Origin of the sequence: Aeromonas sp. S2(2024) (assembly GCF_041402505.1) — a bacterium.
GTDB lineage: Bacteria > Pseudomonadota > Gammaproteobacteria > Enterobacterales > Aeromonadaceae > Aeromonas > Aeromonas media.
Map to the genome: position 1 here is coordinate 1 of NZ_JBGLRL010000022.1, position 14,828 is coordinate 14,828.

General features: G+C 61.2%; 16 protein-coding genes. 7 read left to right on the forward strand and 9 right to left on the reverse strand.

What is annotated here, in order from left to right:
• Positions 1 to 414: 414 nt before the first annotated feature.
• Positions 415 to 813 (reverse strand): VOC family protein, encoded by a 399-nt coding sequence (locus ACB039_RS17750; protein WP_042648065.1) that lies wholly within the window; start codon positions 811 to 813, stop codon positions 415 to 417.
• A gap of 75 nt (positions 814 to 888) precedes the next feature.
• On the opposite strand from ACB039_RS17750, the gene ACB039_RS17755 reads away from it, so the two are divergent.
• Positions 889 to 1,833 carry an AraC family transcriptional regulator gene (locus ACB039_RS17755; protein ID WP_371166144.1) on the forward strand — a complete coding sequence of 315 codons (945 nt, stop codon included), beginning with the start codon at positions 889 to 891 and terminating at the stop codon, positions 1,831 to 1,833.
• A 62-nt stretch (positions 1,834 to 1,895) separates the two neighbouring features.
• On the opposite strand, the gene ACB039_RS17760 is transcribed toward ACB039_RS17755, so the two are convergent.
• A complete protein-coding gene (locus ACB039_RS17760) occupies positions 1,896 to 3,137 on the reverse strand; it encodes an ammonium transporter (protein WP_371166145.1) in 1,242 nt (413 codons plus the stop codon).
• Positions 3,138 to 3,162: 25 nt separating this feature from the next.
• The gene (glnK, locus tag ACB039_RS17765) at positions 3,163 to 3,501 is read right to left on the reverse strand and encodes a P-II family nitrogen regulator (RefSeq protein ID WP_371166146.1); all 339 of its coding nucleotides are present in this window, start codon (positions 3,499 to 3,501) and stop codon (positions 3,163 to 3,165) included.
• A 400-nt stretch (positions 3,502 to 3,901) separates the two neighbouring features.
• Here glnK and ACB039_RS17770 point away from each other — a divergent pair, with 400 nt between their 5' ends.
• Together ACB039_RS17770 and ACB039_RS17775 are read left to right on the forward strand one after the other, a co-directional pair.
• Entirely contained in the window at positions 3,902 to 4,903 is a 1,002-nt protein-coding gene (locus ACB039_RS17770; protein ID WP_371166147.1) for a diguanylate cyclase, read from the forward strand.
• 145 nt (positions 4,904 to 5,048) lie between these two features.
• Entirely contained in the window at positions 5,049 to 5,468 is a 420-nt protein-coding gene (locus ACB039_RS17775; RefSeq protein WP_106885607.1) for a hypothetical protein, read from the forward strand.
• A gap of 62 nt (positions 5,469 to 5,530) precedes the next feature.
• Here ACB039_RS17775 and ACB039_RS17780 read toward each other — a convergent pair whose 3' ends face one another.
• Both ACB039_RS17780 and ACB039_RS17785 read right to left on the reverse strand, forming a co-directional pair.
• The gene (locus ACB039_RS17780; RefSeq protein ID WP_234570128.1) at positions 5,531 to 7,525 is read right to left on the reverse strand and encodes a methyl-accepting chemotaxis protein; all 1,995 of its coding nucleotides are present in this window, start codon (positions 7,523 to 7,525) and stop codon (positions 5,531 to 5,533) included.
• A 271-nt stretch (positions 7,526 to 7,796) separates the two neighbouring features.
• On the reverse strand, positions 7,797 to 8,153 hold the full coding sequence (locus ACB039_RS17785; protein ID WP_106885609.1) for a hypothetical protein: 357 nt from the start codon (positions 8,151 to 8,153) through the stop codon (positions 7,797 to 7,799).
• Positions 8,154 to 8,353: 200 nt separating this feature from the next.
• On the opposite strand from ACB039_RS17785, the gene ACB039_RS17790 reads away from it, so the two are divergent.
• Together ACB039_RS17790 and ACB039_RS17795 are read left to right on the forward strand one after the other, a co-directional pair.
• Positions 8,354 to 9,076, forward strand: coding sequence for a response regulator (locus ACB039_RS17790; protein ID WP_025328561.1), 723 nt, complete (start codon positions 8,354 to 8,356; stop codon positions 9,074 to 9,076).
• 7 nt (positions 9,077 to 9,083) lie between these two features.
• A complete protein-coding gene (locus ACB039_RS17795; RefSeq protein ID WP_371166148.1) occupies positions 9,084 to 10,469 on the forward strand; it encodes an ATP-binding protein in 1,386 nt (461 codons plus the stop codon).
• 237 nt (positions 10,470 to 10,706) lie between these two features.
• On the opposite strand, the gene cspA is transcribed toward ACB039_RS17795, so the two are convergent.
• Both cspA and yjbD read right to left on the reverse strand, forming a co-directional pair.
• A complete protein-coding gene (gene cspA / locus ACB039_RS17800; protein ID WP_025328559.1) occupies positions 10,707 to 10,919 on the reverse strand; it encodes an RNA chaperone/antiterminator CspA in 213 nt (70 codons plus the stop codon).
• Between the two features lie 393 nt (positions 10,920 to 11,312).
• Positions 11,313 to 11,597 (reverse strand): DUF3811 domain-containing protein, encoded by a 285-nt coding sequence (gene yjbD, locus ACB039_RS17805; RefSeq protein ID WP_025328558.1) that lies wholly within the window; start codon positions 11,595 to 11,597, stop codon positions 11,313 to 11,315.
• Between the two features lie 340 nt (positions 11,598 to 11,937).
• Here yjbD and ACB039_RS17810 point away from each other — a divergent pair, with 340 nt between their 5' ends.
• Positions 11,938 to 12,060 (forward strand): hypothetical protein, encoded by a 123-nt coding sequence (locus tag ACB039_RS17810; RefSeq protein ID WP_080675244.1) that lies wholly within the window; start codon positions 11,938 to 11,940, stop codon positions 12,058 to 12,060.
• A 48-nt stretch (positions 12,061 to 12,108) separates the two neighbouring features.
• On the opposite strand, the gene ACB039_RS17815 is transcribed toward ACB039_RS17810, so the two are convergent.
• Positions 12,109 to 12,879, reverse strand: a complete 771-nt coding sequence (locus ACB039_RS17815; RefSeq protein WP_371166149.1) for a substrate-binding periplasmic protein — start codon at positions 12,877 to 12,879, stop codon at positions 12,109 to 12,111.
• A 156-nt stretch (positions 12,880 to 13,035) separates the two neighbouring features.
• Positions 13,036 to 13,611, reverse strand: coding sequence for a single-stranded DNA-binding protein (locus ACB039_RS17820; RefSeq protein ID WP_005328769.1), 576 nt, complete (start codon positions 13,609 to 13,611; stop codon positions 13,036 to 13,038).
• 515 nt (positions 13,612 to 14,126) lie between these two features.
• Between ACB039_RS17820 and ACB039_RS17825 the strand changes: the two genes are divergently transcribed.
• A complete protein-coding gene (locus tag ACB039_RS17825; RefSeq protein ID WP_139750669.1) occupies positions 14,127 to 14,765 on the forward strand; it encodes a LuxR C-terminal-related transcriptional regulator in 639 nt (212 codons plus the stop codon).
• Positions 14,766 to 14,828 lie beyond the last annotated feature (63 nt).

A 14,828-nucleotide genomic window follows, 5' to 3' on the forward strand; every position in this document is an offset into this window, starting at 1 on the left:
ATGCGGTCTTGTTGATGGATAAATTTATCTACTACCTGAAGCAACACCGCTTATATACCCGCCCACTTGGAATTATTTGAGTCTCTAAAAATGAGGGGATCTCTGAGGTATGTTGGGCTTCGCAGGCTCAGCACCAACCTACCGATTGTGTAGGTTGTGGCTGAGCGTAACGAAGCCCAACGTTTACCGCGTAATCTCTTTTTTCCTCCCCCTCATCCCCAGCCCTTCTCCTCCTTTTTTAATAAACGGGAGAAGGGAGAAAATACGTCGTCCGATTACGCTTCGCTAATCGAACCTACGTGGCTGGCTATTTTTGCTGTCAACCGAATCGGCATGGTTGGCGATCATATCCCCGGTGCCGCTTTATCCCCTCTCCCGTTGGGAGAGGGTCAGGGTGAGGGGATCATTCAGGTATTAGATGGTCAGCTCCAGCCGGTTGCCTTCCGGGTCGAGGAAGGTGCTCTCGTAATAGCCGTCGCCGGTCCAGCGGGGGCCGTCCAGGTGTTTCACCTCGGCGCCCTTGAGCAGCTTGAGGCGCGCCGTCATCTTGTCCACCGCCTCCACGCTGCCGAGGGAAAAGGCGATATGGGCCAGCCCCTGCAGCGGGTGTGGCAGACTGAGATCTGCCGGAAACAGTATGGGGGTGTGCATCAGCTCCAGGCTGGCGCCCCCTTCGAAACGCACGAAGTAAGAGCTGAACTGCTTGGCTTGATTGTGGTAGCGCTCATTGGCCTGCCCGCCAAACAGGGTGCAGTAGAATGCCTTGAGTGCCTCCAGATCCTGCGCCCAGATGGCGACGTGATGGATATGCATGGCTGGTCTCCTGTGACTTGATGCCCTCAATGCTATGCTGGGGCCTGTCCCTTCGACATGGCTGAGCCCGTCCTGATGATGTCTGAAACTGCCAACACCGATCTTGTCGATGTCTCCCCCGACTGCCGCGAGCAGATCTGCTGCGACAGCCTGCTGCCCGCCCTCGGCCAGGAGCAGGTGTGGCTGGCGGGCTACTCGCGCCTCAAGACCCGTTACCGCATCGCGCGCCGCTTTGCCGATGTGCACTGTTTTCTGCTGACCTTGGGTGGCGAGGGGGAGGTGCAGGTGGGGGATCGCCGCGAGCGGTTGCAGGTCGGAGAGTGGGCCCTGATCCCGGCGGGGGAACCGCTCTGCTATCGGTTGCCAGAGACGCAGTGGCCAGAGATGCAGTTAGCGGAGACGGGGCTAGCAGAGACGCAGTTGCCAGCGCAGCAACAGCCGACGGCAAAGGGCGACTGGGATCTGGTGTGGCTGCTGCTGCACAAAGATTCCCCCTGGGATGCCTTCGCCAGCCACCCCCGGCTCGGTTGCACCTCCCAGCAGGGGACTCTGCTTCGCACCATTGAGAACCTCTATGCGGAGCAGGAGCGCCACCAGGACCCGTTGCTCAGTGCGCTGCTGGTGGAGCAGCTCGGCTTTTATCTGCGCCGCCTGCTGCAAAAGGGAGAGGGGCAGAGTCGCGGCGAGCGGCTGGCGCTGCGCCTCGAATTGCTGCTCAAAGAGGCGCTCGCCGAGCCGTGGGACATAGCGCGCATGGCCGGCGCCCTGCACCTCTCCGAGCGTCAGCTCCATCGGCTCTGTCAGCAGCACTTCACGCTGGCGCCCATGGCGCTGCTGCAACGGCTGCGGTTGCAGCGGGCGGCGCTCTTGCTGGCGAGCCGGGCCGACCCGGTGAAGCAGTTGGCCGAGCAGTGCGGCTTCAAGAACGAATACCACTTCTCCACCGCCTTCAAGCGCCAGCATGGGCTGGCGCCCAGTCACTATCGCCGGTTGCATCACCCCGCCTTCAAGGGGCGCTGAGGGCGCCCAAAAAAAAAACGGGGCCCGAGGTGTCCCCCGGGCCCCGCAAGCAGATGGCGTGCTTAGATGCTGGATTTGATGCTGACGAACTCGGGGTAGGCATCGACACCGCACTCGTGCATGTCCACGCCCATCAGCTCTTCCTCTTCGCTGACCCGCAGACCCATGGTGGCCTTGAGCAGGCTCCAGACGACCAGAGAGACGACAAAGACCCAGCCGAAGATGGTGGCGGCACCGAGCAACTGGGCACCGAAGGTGGCGCTCGTGTTGGAGAAGGGCACCACCATCAGGCCGAACAGGCCGCAGACGCCGTGTACCGAGATGGCACCGACCGGATCATCGATCTTCAGGCGATCGAAGGCGACGATGGCGTAGACCACCAGGGCACCGGCCAGGGCGCCGATCAGGCTGGCGAACAGCGGGCTGGGGGAGGCCGGGTCGGCGGTGATGGCGACCAGACCGCCGAGGGCGCCGTTGAGGATCATGGTGAGATCCGCCTTGCCCCAGGTGAGCTTGCTGACCAGCAGGGCGCCGACCACACCGGCGGCCGCGGCGGCGTTGGTGTTGACGAACACGGTGCCGATGGCGGTGGCGTCAGCGGCGCTGGAGAGCGCCAGTTGGGAGCCACCGTTGAAGCCGAACCAGCCCATCCAGAGGATCAGGGTGCCCAGGGTCGCGAGCGGCAGGTTGGAGCCGGGGATGGGATGGATCTCCCCTTGCTTGCCATATTTGCCGCGACGGGGGCCGAGCAGCAGCACGGCGGCCAGGGCTGCGGCTGCGCCCGCCATGTGGACTATGCCGGAGCCCGCGAAGTCGGAGAAGCCCGCCTCTTTCAGGAAGCCGCCGCCCCAGCTCCAGTAGCCCTCTATGGGGTAGATGAAGCCTGTCATCACCACGCAGAACAGCAGGAAGGACCAGAGCTTCATCCGCTCGGCCACCGCCCCCGAGATGATGGAGGTGGCGGTCGCCACGAACACCACCTGGAAGAAGAAGTCGGCGTGCAGTGAGTGGCCCGCATCCTCGGCCTGGCTGCCCATCAGGCTGCCAAAGCTCGGCAACCAGCCGCCGGCGCCGTTGTCCACGTACATGATGTTGTAGCCGACCAGCAGGTACATGACGCAGGCGATGGCGTAGAGCAGGATGTTCTTGGTCAGGATCTCTGTGGTGTTCTTGGCGCGGACCAGGCCCGCCTCCAGCATGGCGAACCCGGCGGCCATCCACATGACCAGCACGCCGGAGATCAGCAGGTAGAAGGTATCGAGCGCATAGCGCAGCTCGCTGACGGATGTGATCAACTCTTCCATGTCGTGTTCCTCGGTTCCAGTCGTATCAAAGGGCGTCTGCGTCTGTCTCGCCGGTGCGGATGCGCACGGCGGCCAGCAGGTCGTAGACGAAGATCTTGCCGTCACCTATCTTGCCGGTGTGGGCGGCCTGGCTGATGGCTTCGATGATGGGCTCGACGTTGTCGGCCTGGGTGGCGATCTCCAGCTTCACCTTGGGCAGGAAATCCACCTGGTATTCGGCGCCCCGATAGAGTTCGGTGTGCCCCTTCTGACGGCCAAACCCCTTGACCTCGGAGACCGTCAGCCCCTCTACGCCGAGGGTGGCGAGGGCTTCGCGAACGTCATCGAGTTTGAACGGCTTGATGATGGCAGTGATTAACTTCATGCAATGTCCCCAATCCTTGGTGGTTCATTCAGACAAAGGCAAATATTGCGCCAAGAATTTTTCCCTATTGATTCAATGATTTATTTCATGGCAGTCAGAGGGAGTGACGGGAGGTGCCCCATTTGGGCAGAGCTGCGCCAAGGGGGTGCACCACCCTGGTGCAAGGGGGCGGGCAGACAAAAGAGGGAAGGCGTGACGGCGCTCAAGATTGGCGGCAGGCCCTGCTGCTACTGTTATTCAGGGGAGCCTGGGGGCGGCCGATAACCTTGTCATGACAGGGATTGCAGGCAGGCAGTCGTCATCGGGTAGCCCGGCAGGCGGCCGCATTTTTCAATGATGTTCAACCGCCGGACTCGAGTCACCCGCAGTGGCGCGGGGGAGCAGAACAAGGATGGTTTCCATGCTGCAGGACAATGACACTATCAGGATCCAGGATCTCAATGAGGCCGCGGTACACGGCATTCTGGAGGTCATCAGCGACGGGATCTGGGACTGGAATGCCAACACCGGCTTCGTCTATCGCAATCCGGGCTGGTATCAGATGCTGGGCTATGAACCGCACTCTCTCAACAATACGGTGTTCACCTGGGAGAACGTGATCCATCCGGACGATCTGGCGCGGGTGATGGCCTGTTTCGACGCCTATCTGAGCGGGGTGGCCCCTGACTACCGGGTCGAGTACCGCTGCCGCTGCCGCAACGGGGACTTCATCTGGATAGAGGATCGTGGCCGCATCATAGCGCGCAATCCGGATGGATCCGTGGCCAGGATGATAGGGGCGCATCGGGATATCCATGCCCAGCGTGAGCTCTATGCCCGGCTGGAGCTGCACAATCGCTCGCTGGAGCAGCAGGTGGCGGAGCGCACCGCAGAGCTGGAGCGGCTCAACCTGGCGCTGCAACACCAGGTGGAGGAGAACCGCCGCCTGGCGGAGACGGACTCCCTGACCGGGGCCGCCAGCCGCTATCGGCTGGAGCAGGCCGTCCGGCTGGAGTATGAGCGCGCCCGGCGCTTCAAGGAGCCCTTCGCCGTGATCGCCATGGACGTGGACGACTTCAAGCAGATCAACGATCGCCACGGCCACGGGGTGGGGGATCAGACCCTGATCGATATAGTGCGCCTGACCCGCGGCTCCATCCGCGAGATCGATCTGCTGGCCCGTTGGGGGGGGGACGAGTTCATGCTGGTGCTGCCCAACACCCGCTTGGCGGAGGCCCATGTGGTGGCCGAAAAGCTGCGACAGCGACTGGGCTATGCCAGGGTCAAGGGGGTGGAGCCCATCACCCTGAGTTTCGGTCTGGTGGAGTCCATGCCGGATGAACCCCTGAACCAGTTGATGGCGCGGGTGGACAGGGCGCTCTACCGGGCCAAGCTGGCGGGCAAGGATCAGCTCTCTGGCTAGGGGGGCCGCTATCCGTCCCCGGCCGCCCTGTCCAGCCGATAGTCCCTCTTCCCCCCCGAATGCGGCTTGACCTTGGGATCATCTTGACTCCAATCGAGCTCACTGGTCTGATGCGCGCTCTTTCATTCCTGTGAGATGTATCTTAATGAAAAAGTGCCTTCTGATTGCCCTGACCGCCCTGCCCCTGGTTGCCCACGCCGGCCTGATGGATTCCCTGACCGACTCCGTGACCAGCAGCGTCACCAGCACCGCCAAAGAGATGGCCGGTACTGCCGTGGACAGCGCCTCCAACGAAGCGATCAAAACGGCCTTGGATATCAAGGAAGGCGGCTCCAACAAGCAGGCCATCAAGGACAAGCTGGGCGCCCCGGCCAGCACCAAGACCGAAGCCGGTCTGGAAGTGTGGACCTATGACCTGAGCGCCCTGAACAAGGTATCTCCCATGCTGGCAGAGACCTCCAAGACCCTGTTCAAGGATACCGAAGCCGCTCAGAAGAGCGTCGTCATCAAGTTTGAAGGCGAAACCGTCAAGACCCTGAACCTGGCCGACAAAGCCAAGGCCTGAGTCTGAACGACGTGCATGAAAAAGGGGCCCTCGGGCCCCTTTTTGCTGGCTGGCGTTCGCCATCACACCTTGAAGCGGCGCACCAGGGCCAGCAGCTGGCGATTGGAGCCGAGCAGTGACGCTGCACTCTGCTCGGTCTGGCTGCCGTTTTGCACCAGCAGGTTCAGCATGTCGCGAATGCTCACCATGTTGCGGTTGATCTCCTCGGTCACCCGGCTCTGCTCCTCGGCGGCGGTGGCGATCTGGCTGCTGAGATCGTGGATCTGCACCACAGAGTCGGCCATGCTGTCGAGCCCGCCGGTGACCTGACCCGTGGTGTCGGCTGCGGCTTGGCAGCTGCGCTTGGTCTGCTCCATGGCGACCACGGCCTCGGCTACCCCCTGGGTGAGGCGCGACAGCATGCTGCCCACCTCGGCAGTGCTGTTCTGGGTGCGGGCCGCCAGGGCGCGCACCTCGTCGGCCACCACGGCGAAGCCTCGTCCCTGCTCCCCGGCCCGGGCTGCCTCGATGGCGGCGTTGAGCGCCAGCAGATTGGTCTGGGCGGCGATGCCGCCTATCACCCCGAGCACGCTGCCGATCTGCTTGGCATCCTCCTGCATCTCCAGCACCTTGGCGGCGGCGAGATCCACCTCGTCGATCAGGGCCACCACGCTGGCGGAGGCCGAGCCCACCACCTTGCGCGAGTTGGCGGCCTGGCCATTGGCGGCCTCGGTGAAGCTGGCCGAGTCGCTGGCGTGCTGGGCCACGCTGTCGGCGGTGGAGCTGAGCTCGGTGAGGGCGGTGACCACCTGATCCGTCTCGCTGGCGTGTTCCCCGAGGATCCGTCGGGCCTGACCTGTCTGCTGATCGAGCTGTGCCAGCTCCCGGGTGATGAGGTCAGTGGCGTCCGTCACCTGCACCATCATCTGCTGCAGGTAGGCGATGAAGCGGTTCACCGACAGGGCTATGTTGTCCAGCTCGTCATGACCCTTCACCTGGATACGGGCCGTCAGGTCCGCATCGCCGGCGCTGAGGGCATCTATGTTGAGCTTGAGGGTCTGCAACCGGCTGCCGAGCTGGCTGATGGCCAGCACCATGAGCACGAACAGCAGCCCCACCAGGGGCAGCTGGATCGCGGCCAATGTGGCGAGCACGTCCCGGCTGTCCTGGGTCAGGATACGGGTCGGCAGGGCGGTGGCGAGCAGCCAGGGAGTGCCTTCTATGGCCTCCATCAGCAGGGTCTGCTCCTCTCCCTGATCCTGGAAGGTTGTGCGCAGCAAGCCCTTGCTCGCGTCCTGGCCGAGCAGGCCGGCGATGGCACCGGCGAAGGGGTAGTCGGCGTGGGCGGAGAGATTGCCGAGCACAACGTCGCCGCCGAGGCGGGCATTCTTGCTCAGGATCTTGCCGTCAGCCTCGACTATCATCACCTGGCCGCCTATCTCCTGCTCCTTCCTGGCCACCAGCTCGTTGAAGAACCCCAGAGTCACGTCTATGGTCGACACCCCGTACAGGGCGCCGTCCCGGTAGATCCCCATGGCGCAGTTGGTTCTCGGCTGCTGGCTGGCGCCATCCTTGTAGGCGGCGGCCCAGACGCACATGCCGCGGGGAGCCTGCTGCCCCGCCTTGTGCCAGGGTTGCTCGAAGTAGTTCGGTGCCTCGGCCGAGTTCCAGTAGGTGTTGGGGATGAGGGCGTTGGCCGCGTCCCTGTGATAGAAGGTGCTGAACTTGGCGCGGCCCGCCTCGCGTTTCTCCGGCAGGGGCCAGATGCCGCCGCCGAAGACCATGGCGTTGCCGTATTGATCGATGAGGGCGGGCAGCAGGGCGTCGATCTGCTCGCTCGGCAGCTGGGCCACCAGCTGGGTGATGCTGCGGGACTGGCTCTGCACCCCGTTGAGCTGGTCGCGGATGTCGGTGGCTATCTCGCTGACCCGCAGCGCCACATTCTGCTCACCGGCCTTCTGCAGCGCCGGCTTGATCCAGAGCTGGATGCCGATCACCGTCAGGGCGCACACCAGCGCCATGAACCCCAGGAAGACGGCGGTATAACGCCCCTTGATTGTGCCCAGATTCCATCCCATAACGACTCCTGTCCACTGTGGCCGGGGCCTTGCCCGATCCTGTTATTTGAGCCGCCATTATTAGCTATTTCGAAAATAAAACGTTTGTTATCGCTCACATATCCCGGTGCAGGGAGGCAGAAAAGTGGCGCCATGCGGCGTCAGTCGCAGGACAGGGCGGTTGAGCGGACACGAAAAAAACAGGGTGGCCATGGCCACCCTGTCGTTATCTTGCTTGCTGGTTTGCGTCGATTTACTGGTTCGCTTCTGCGAACTGCTTCATCGCCTCGACTTACTGATTTGCTTCTGCGAACTGCTTCATCACCTCAGCGTGCTTGATCATGCCGTCGGCACGCAGGCCGAGGTTTTTCACGAACTCGGCCTTCTTGGCCGGATCTTCAATCTTGTCGTAGCGCTGTTGCAGGTGAGCCTGGATCTGTTCCGGGGTCATGTTCTTCATGCGGGCCATCTTGTCGTGGCGACCGCCGTGGTGCTTGCCGCCCATCATGCCGGAACCGTCCATGGGGCAACCGGCCGCCGTGGCCTGGGTCGGCTGGGCGGTGGAGACTGCCTCGCTGGCGGCATAGGCGCCGAGCGGCAGGCCGAGGATCAGGGTGGCGGTCAGCAGGGTCTTGGTCAGCTTTTTCATGGGTAACTCCTGTCGGATGAATACGGGTAGAGGCTGTTTCGCCTTGGTATCCAGTAAACACCGTGGAAGTGTCTGAATTTTGCCAGTTGAAGCCTATTTTGTAGCAGAGTGTGGCATCTTGGCGCTCTGGCACACTTTGACACAACCCGCCCGATTGATTCTCGTATAATCGCCCCAGCTCGATAACGGGAGAGACAATGATGAACCAAGGCAGCCCTCATATTCTGGTGGTCGACGATCACAGCGAGATCCGCGATCTGCTCAAGCGCTTTCTGGAACAACACGGCATGCGTGTCAGCTGTGCCCGGGATGGCAAGGAGATGAAGCGGCTGCTGGACGAGCGGGAGTTCGATCTGCTGGTGCTGGATCTGATGATGCCGGGGGAAGATGGCCTGACTCTGTGCCGCGAGCTCAGGGTGAAGTCCCGTCTGCCCATCATCATGCTCACCGCCATGGGGGAGGAGACGGACCGCATCATCGGCCTGGAGATGGGGGCCGATGACTACCTCGCCAAGCCGTTCAACCCCCGCGAGCTGCTGGCCCGCATCAAGGCGGTGATGCGCCGCACCCAGGCGGAGATCCAGCCCGTCCCCGAGGCCCTGACCCGGGATCTGCGCTTCGATCGCTGGCTGCTCGACATCAATCGCCGCGAGCTGGTGGACGAGGAGGGGGTGGGGATGAGCCTCTCCACCGCCGAGTTCGATCTGCTCAAGGTGTTTCTGGAGCGGCCCCAGCGGGTGCTGAGCCGGGATCAGCTGCTGGATCTGGCCCGTGGCCGGGAGGCGGTCGCCTTCGATCGCGCCATCGATACCCTAGTGAGCCGGCTGCGCCGCAAGCTGGAGCGGGATCCCAAGAATCCCGAGCTCATCAAGACCATCTGGGGCGGCGGTTATCTGTTCGCCGCCGACGTGACCCAGGAGTGAGGCCGGCATGATCAAGGGCTTCTTCGCCAGGCTGCTGCCCAAGGGGCTGACCGGCCAGATAGTGCTGGTGGCCCTGGCGGGACTGGTGTTGATCCAGCTGCTCAGCATCCAGATCTACCGCTCGGATCGAGAGGAGGCGCTCGGCTACGTCAACAGCCGTAACGCCATGCAGCGGATCATCTCTGTGGTGAGGCTGCTCTCCCTCTCCCCCCCTTCCCTCTATCACGAGATCCTCAAGGCGAGCCGCAGCGAGACCCTGCTGCTGCGCCTCGCCGACGAGCCGCTGCAACCTGACAACCGCAGCCCCCGCTTCGAGAAGCTGGTACGGGCCAAGCTCGGGTATCCGTCGTCCCTGTCGGTGGAGATCAGCGCCGAGCTGAAGCAGGACATACAGCGCAGCCGGGCCTGGCAGCACCACAACCGCATGATGAAGGATCGCAACGGCATGCCGCCGCCCCAGGACATGCGGCTCTATGGCTCCATCCAGTTGCCCAACGGGGGCTGGCTGCAGTTCAGCTCCCTGGTGGACAAGGAGGCGGTGAGCTGGTCCTGGCAGACCACCCTCAACCTGCTGCTGGTGGCGAGCCTGGTGATAGGCCTGATGATCTGGCTGTTCCGCCGGGCGACCCTGCCCCTCAAACAGCTGGCCGCCAACGCCGACAGGCTGGGGCGCGGGGAGGACATAGAGCCCCTGCGCGAGGAGGGGCCCACCGAGATCCGCGAGTCCATCCAGGCCTTCAACCGCATGCACACCCGGCTCGATCGCTTCGTGCAGGACAGAACCCGGATGCTGGCCGCCATCTCCCATGACCTGCGCACCCCCATCACCAGCCTGCGGCTGCGCAGCGAGTTTCTGGCAGACGGCGAGGACAAGGAGCGATTCCAGCAGACCCTGCAACAGATGGAGCAGATGCTGGCGGCGACCCTGAGCTTCGCCCGGGAGGAGGGGCAGCAGGAGGCGACCCGGGAGCTGGATCTGGTCAGCCTGCTGGAGAGCCTGTGCGATGACTATGCGGATACCGGCCAGCCCGTCATCTGCCTGGCACAGGGCAAGCAGGTCTATGCCTGCCGCGCCAATACCCTGCGCCGGGTGCTGCAAAACCTCATCGGCAACGCCATCAAATACGCGGGGGGCGCCGAGGTGTCACTGGTGCGCACCGAATCCGAGCTGCTGATCCTGGTCTGCGATCGGGGGCCCGGCATCGCCGAGGGCCAGCTGGAGGAGGTATTCAAACCCTTCGTGCGCCTCGATGAGGCCCGCAACACCGAATCGGGCAGCGTGGGGCTGGGGCTCGCCATCGCCCGGACCCTGGTGCACCAGCACGGCGGGGAGCTCAGCCTCCACAATCGCCCCGAGAGTGGCCTGGAGGCGAGGATCAGCCTGCCGTTGTGAGGACGCTCGCATTCATCCATCAGTAACGAGGGCGCCATGTTGGCGCCCTCGTTGTATCCGGTGGTGATTACAGGGGACTTGCGGCGGTGGAACGACGGTGAGGTGGGATCTGGGAGGGGATTGAGAGAGGCGAAAGGTAGAGAGGTAAAAAGCAGGCAACAAAAAACCCGCCTAGGCGGGTTTTTTCAATTCTTGCAGAAGGACTTTCCGGTTGACGAAAAGGCTTCCTGGCTTGAATTACAGACCAACTACGTTGGCAGCAGCCGGGCCTTTCTGGCCTTGCTCGATGGTGAACTCAACGCGCTGACCTTCGTCCAGGGTTTTGAAGCTGGTGGACTGGATAGCGGAGAAGTGTACGAACACGTCTTTGCCACCGTCAGCCGGGGAGATGAAGCCAAAACCTTTCTCAGCGTTGAAGAACTTTACGGTACCAGTCATTTTGTTAGACATAATAATTTCCTTGAATAGTGATGTTGAAACGCTACGTTTGTAGCAATCCATGATTTTTCGTCAGCAATACGTATGGGGAGCACTAAAGAAGGAGAATTATTTGGCGAGAATCATCTGGGACAACTCTATGCACAAATCACTGCTTTAAAATGACTGCCTAACATAATCAGGTCTGAACTACCGAACCATCGAAATCGATTAGAACACGCTCACTCCGTCATGGCAATCTTTATCTTGGTATTAATTCCGGCCCGACGAGGAGGGGTTAGCGTTTTATCTTGATAAAATCGTTTTATACCAGAAGGTTATCTATAAATTTCCGGTATGGGAAAGGGCAGTATGTAGGCTCATGTCCGGGTGACAGCACAAGCATCCGGACATGGGAGGCGGAAATTATCGCTTGCTGCGGTACTTGTTGCTGACGGAATCCGCCCAGTTGAAGGTTTCAGGCAGCACCTGATTCTTGGCTCGTTCCTTGGCCTTCTCCCGTGCCAGTGCGGAGGCCGCCTTGGCTGCCTTGGCGCGATCCTCTGCGATTTTCAGGCGTCCCTCTTCACGGATCTTGTTGCGTTCCCCGTTGGTCAGGGTGTGATCGGCATTGGCCTGGGCCTTCTGCAGCAACAGGGTGATCTCGGCTTTTTCGGCCTCGGTAAGATCTTTCATTTCCAGCTTTTTCATGGCGCACTCCTGCGGCAGGTGATGGTTCACCCTAACACACTCCGGAAGCCGACTCTTATGTAATCGTCCTCTTGACCCCAAAAGGGCAACTTGAGTGCGTTTTCTTGCCGGTTTTCGCCCTGATACAAGCCGGTTATTGCGGTTTGTCGGAACGTAGATGACGAGGTCCACGCCCTGCGCGACACTGCCGTCCAGTGAGGCTGGATCCCGATGGAGGGTGGGGGTATGCTGGTGCCAGTGCGATCCTCGATCGTCACTGCTAGCGTACTGTGATCTATGATTCGGATGACATGCTGGAATCTCATTCCAACTGTCCTGGTAACATTTTTGGAGTCTGATGATGAGCAACAAAGAACAGCATCACGGCAAAGATGCCAAGAAAAAACCGCAGATGTCACTGAAAGAGAAGCGCGAGGCCAAACGGCAGAAAGCCGACCTGAAAAATGGCGGCGCGATGAAGTAACGCTCCACTACACTGTTGTTCCTCTGGGGCCAGTATCAAGCCAGTCCGTCATGGGCTGGCTTTTATGTTTCTATACGATGGCGACGCGCCATAGGCGGCAAAGATCCGTTCATAGCGCCCATCTTCCTTCATCCTGCTCAACTGGCGATCGAACCACCGCTGCGCCGTCGCCTGGCGAAAGGCGAAGTGGTACTGGGTAGGGGGAAAGAGATCATGTTGTCTGACCCGATCGGAGGAGTAGCGTACGCTGCCCTCTGTCTGCCCGAGCAGTTGCGTCATGTAGTAGTAGAATACCCGCTGCTCCAGGATCACGGCATCCGTACGTCCCAGCAGCAGCTTCTGTACCTGCCCCTCCTGCCGTGCCACTTCCTCGTAGTGGGGGTTCTGATCGACCAGCTCGGCAAACTCTTTTCCCAGGATCTGCCGTGCCCGCTGGAAGGCGCTGACGCGCAGCGTCTGCAGATCCCTCATGGTGTGAAATGCCGTCTTGTCGAGGGTAAAGACCCGATTGTGAAAGGTGATCACCGCCTGTGACAGGTGGGCATTGTTAAGCATGCCTGGCTTGACGTTGATGATGGCATCCAGCTTGCCTTCCTCCAGCATCCGGAAGGTCCGCTCGAGAGGCAGATAGGTGAACTCGGGCACATGATCGCTGCCGGCGAATGCCTCGCGCAGGAGATCGAGCTCGATGCCGCGATCTTCGTGGGTGATCACGTAGGGAGGGATGGCGAAGCTCACTCCCACTCGTAGCGGCTCGGCGACCAGAGGGGCAGCAAACACCAGCAAGATGAGGCGCAGCAGGCGACCAGGATAACTCATGCTTATTCTCGGAGGAGTGTTACGTCCAGATGATAGCGACAAGTCGGGGCGAGGAAGAGAGGAGGGGCCGGATCGTCGCAACAACATGATGAGGGTGGGGGTGAATGCGTCAGAAACAGACAAAAAGGCCCTGAGTGATCAGGGCCTTTTTGTAGATCAGAACGGGATATCGTCGTCGAAATCCATCGGCGGCTCGTTGTAGACCGGCGGTGCAGACTGAGGCTGCTGGGCAGGACGACCGTAACCACCCTGCGGCTGCATATTCTGCTGCGGGGCGGCGGCCGGGCGTTGCATCGCTTGCTGGGGGGCGGCCTGTTGTGGCTGACCCCAGTTGCCCTGGGACTGTTGACCACCCATGCCCTGGCCTGCGCCGCCTTGCGGACGGCCGCCCAGCATCTGCATTACGCCGGTGAAGCTGTCGACCAGCACCTCTGTGGTGTAACGCTCCTGGCCACTCTGATCCTGCCACTTGCGGGTCTGCAGCTTGCCTTCGACATAGACCTGGGAACCCTTCTTCAGGTACTCGCCGGCCACTTCGGCCAGCTTGCCCATGAACACCACGCGGTGCCACTCGGTTCGCTCTTTCTGCTCACCGGTCTGCTTGTCGCGCCAGGTGTCGGAGGTGGCCAGGGTGATGTTAGTCACGGCACCGCCGCTCGGCATGTAGCGCACTTCCGGGTCTTGCCCCAGGTTACCGATCAGAATGACTTTGTTGATGCCTCGACTGGCCATAATCTCTCTTCCACCCTTATGTATACCGGCCAGGCCAAATGCCTGGGCCCATTCAATATGTCGTTTGTTTGCAATGAGATGTGCGCCACGGATGGGCCTCATCTTCACGCATGTCACGGCTGTGCCAGATTCAACCGACGCGTTTATCGGCCACCGCCGCAGCGTTTACCCGCAATAATACCAGTTGGCGAAGATGAGCGCACACCTTCCTGTCCCGGCGAGCACCAAACCCCGCCGCTGGCGTCCGAGTAACTTACCCGAGGTAGGGGCCCACCAGCAAGGGGACGGCGGAGCAGAGTGCTGCAACGACGGCCAAGGCCTGTTATGGTGGTGGTCGGCACTACCTGACCCCCAAATGGGGGGGGCGTGCTAGTCATTTGTATTGGCTGGAAAATTGCTGAGCTTCAAAGGAATCACAACGGCGTCTAATACTTTTTTAATGCTGCAGCCAGGAGGGGGATTGGTACTCTTCCTTGCCGAAAACCCCGACTCGAATGTGCAAGGAAGTTCTCTTGATGACGCCCGAATATCCCCTAGTGCTGATCACCGAAAATAATGCACAAGCCACCAGTTTCCAGCGTCACCTCAGCGAACAGCTTGGCTTGTCCATCTTGCTGGTCGGGGAGCTGGATGCCTTGCCTGAGCCCTCCGAAACCGGAGCTCAGACGCTGCTGCTGATCGATCTGGACTATCTCAAGTCGGCTCAGCAGGCAGACTGGAGCAAGGCCATCTGCAGCCGTTTCGGCGAGGCCAGTGCCGTGCTGCTCAATGCCCCGACCAGCACGGATCGGGAGCTGCTGCTAATGTGGCCTCATACCAGTGGGCTCTTCTTCCGTCAGGACAACCTGGACAGGCTGGTGATCGGCATCCGCAAGGTGTTGCAGGGGGAGTACTGGATCCCGCGCCATCTGCTGTGCGATCTGGTGGATTACTACCGCAAGGGAAGCGGCCAGCCCCTGCGCAACCAGACGCTGCTGACGGCCCGTGAGCAGGAGATAGTCCGCCACCTGATGACGGGGGCCTCCAACACCGAGATTGCCGACAGCCTGTTCGTGAGCGAACACACCATCAAATCCCACCTCTATAACGTGTTCAAGAAGTTGAACGTCAAGAACCGCCTGCAGGCGGTGAGCTGGGCCAAGGAGTATCTCTGAGCGCCGGGATGGGATGATAAAAGGCTGTCTATTCATCCAGTAGTCTCTATGCCATACTGGCCC

Excerpts from the sequence above, each read along its gene's own strand:
- ACB039_RS17750 (WP_042648065.1), bottom strand. The coding sequence starts at position 813 with ATGCATATCCATCACGTCGCCATCTGGGCGCAGGATCTGGAGGCACTC.
- ACB039_RS17755 (WP_371166144.1), top strand. The coding sequence starts at position 889 with ATGATGTCTGAAACTGCCAACACCGATCTTGTCGATGTCTCCCCCGAC.
- ACB039_RS17760 (WP_371166145.1), bottom strand. The coding sequence starts at position 3,137 with ATGGAAGAGTTGATCACATCCGTCAGCGAGCTGCGCTATGCGCTCGAT.
- glnK (WP_371166146.1), bottom strand. The coding sequence starts at position 3,501 with ATGAAGTTAATCACTGCCATCATCAAGCCGTTCAAACTCGATGACGTT.
- ACB039_RS17770 (WP_371166147.1), top strand. The coding sequence starts at position 3,902 with ATGCTGCAGGACAATGACACTATCAGGATCCAGGATCTCAATGAGGCC.
- ACB039_RS17775 (WP_106885607.1), top strand. The coding sequence starts at position 5,049 with ATGAAAAAGTGCCTTCTGATTGCCCTGACCGCCCTGCCCCTGGTTGCC.
- ACB039_RS17780 (WP_234570128.1), bottom strand. The coding sequence starts at position 7,525 with ATGGGATGGAATCTGGGCACAATCAAGGGGCGTTATACCGCCGTCTTC.
- ACB039_RS17785 (WP_106885609.1), bottom strand. The coding sequence starts at position 8,153 with ATGAAAAAGCTGACCAAGACCCTGCTGACCGCCACCCTGATCCTCGGC.
- ACB039_RS17790 (WP_025328561.1), top strand. The coding sequence starts at position 8,354 with ATGAACCAAGGCAGCCCTCATATTCTGGTGGTCGACGATCACAGCGAG.
- ACB039_RS17795 (WP_371166148.1), top strand. The coding sequence starts at position 9,084 with ATGATCAAGGGCTTCTTCGCCAGGCTGCTGCCCAAGGGGCTGACCGGC.
- cspA (WP_025328559.1), bottom strand. The coding sequence starts at position 10,919 with ATGTCTAACAAAATGACTGGTACCGTAAAGTTCTTCAACGCTGAGAAA.
- yjbD (WP_025328558.1), bottom strand. The coding sequence starts at position 11,597 with ATGAAAAAGCTGGAAATGAAAGATCTTACCGAGGCCGAAAAAGCCGAG.
- ACB039_RS17810 (WP_080675244.1), top strand. The coding sequence starts at position 11,938 with ATGAGCAACAAAGAACAGCATCACGGCAAAGATGCCAAGAAAAAACCG.
- ACB039_RS17815 (WP_371166149.1), bottom strand. The coding sequence starts at position 12,879 with ATGAGTTATCCTGGTCGCCTGCTGCGCCTCATCTTGCTGGTGTTTGCT.
- ACB039_RS17820 (WP_005328769.1), bottom strand. The coding sequence starts at position 13,611 with ATGGCCAGTCGAGGCATCAACAAAGTCATTCTGATCGGTAACCTGGGG.
- ACB039_RS17825 (WP_139750669.1), top strand. The coding sequence starts at position 14,127 with ATGACGCCCGAATATCCCCTAGTGCTGATCACCGAAAATAATGCACAA.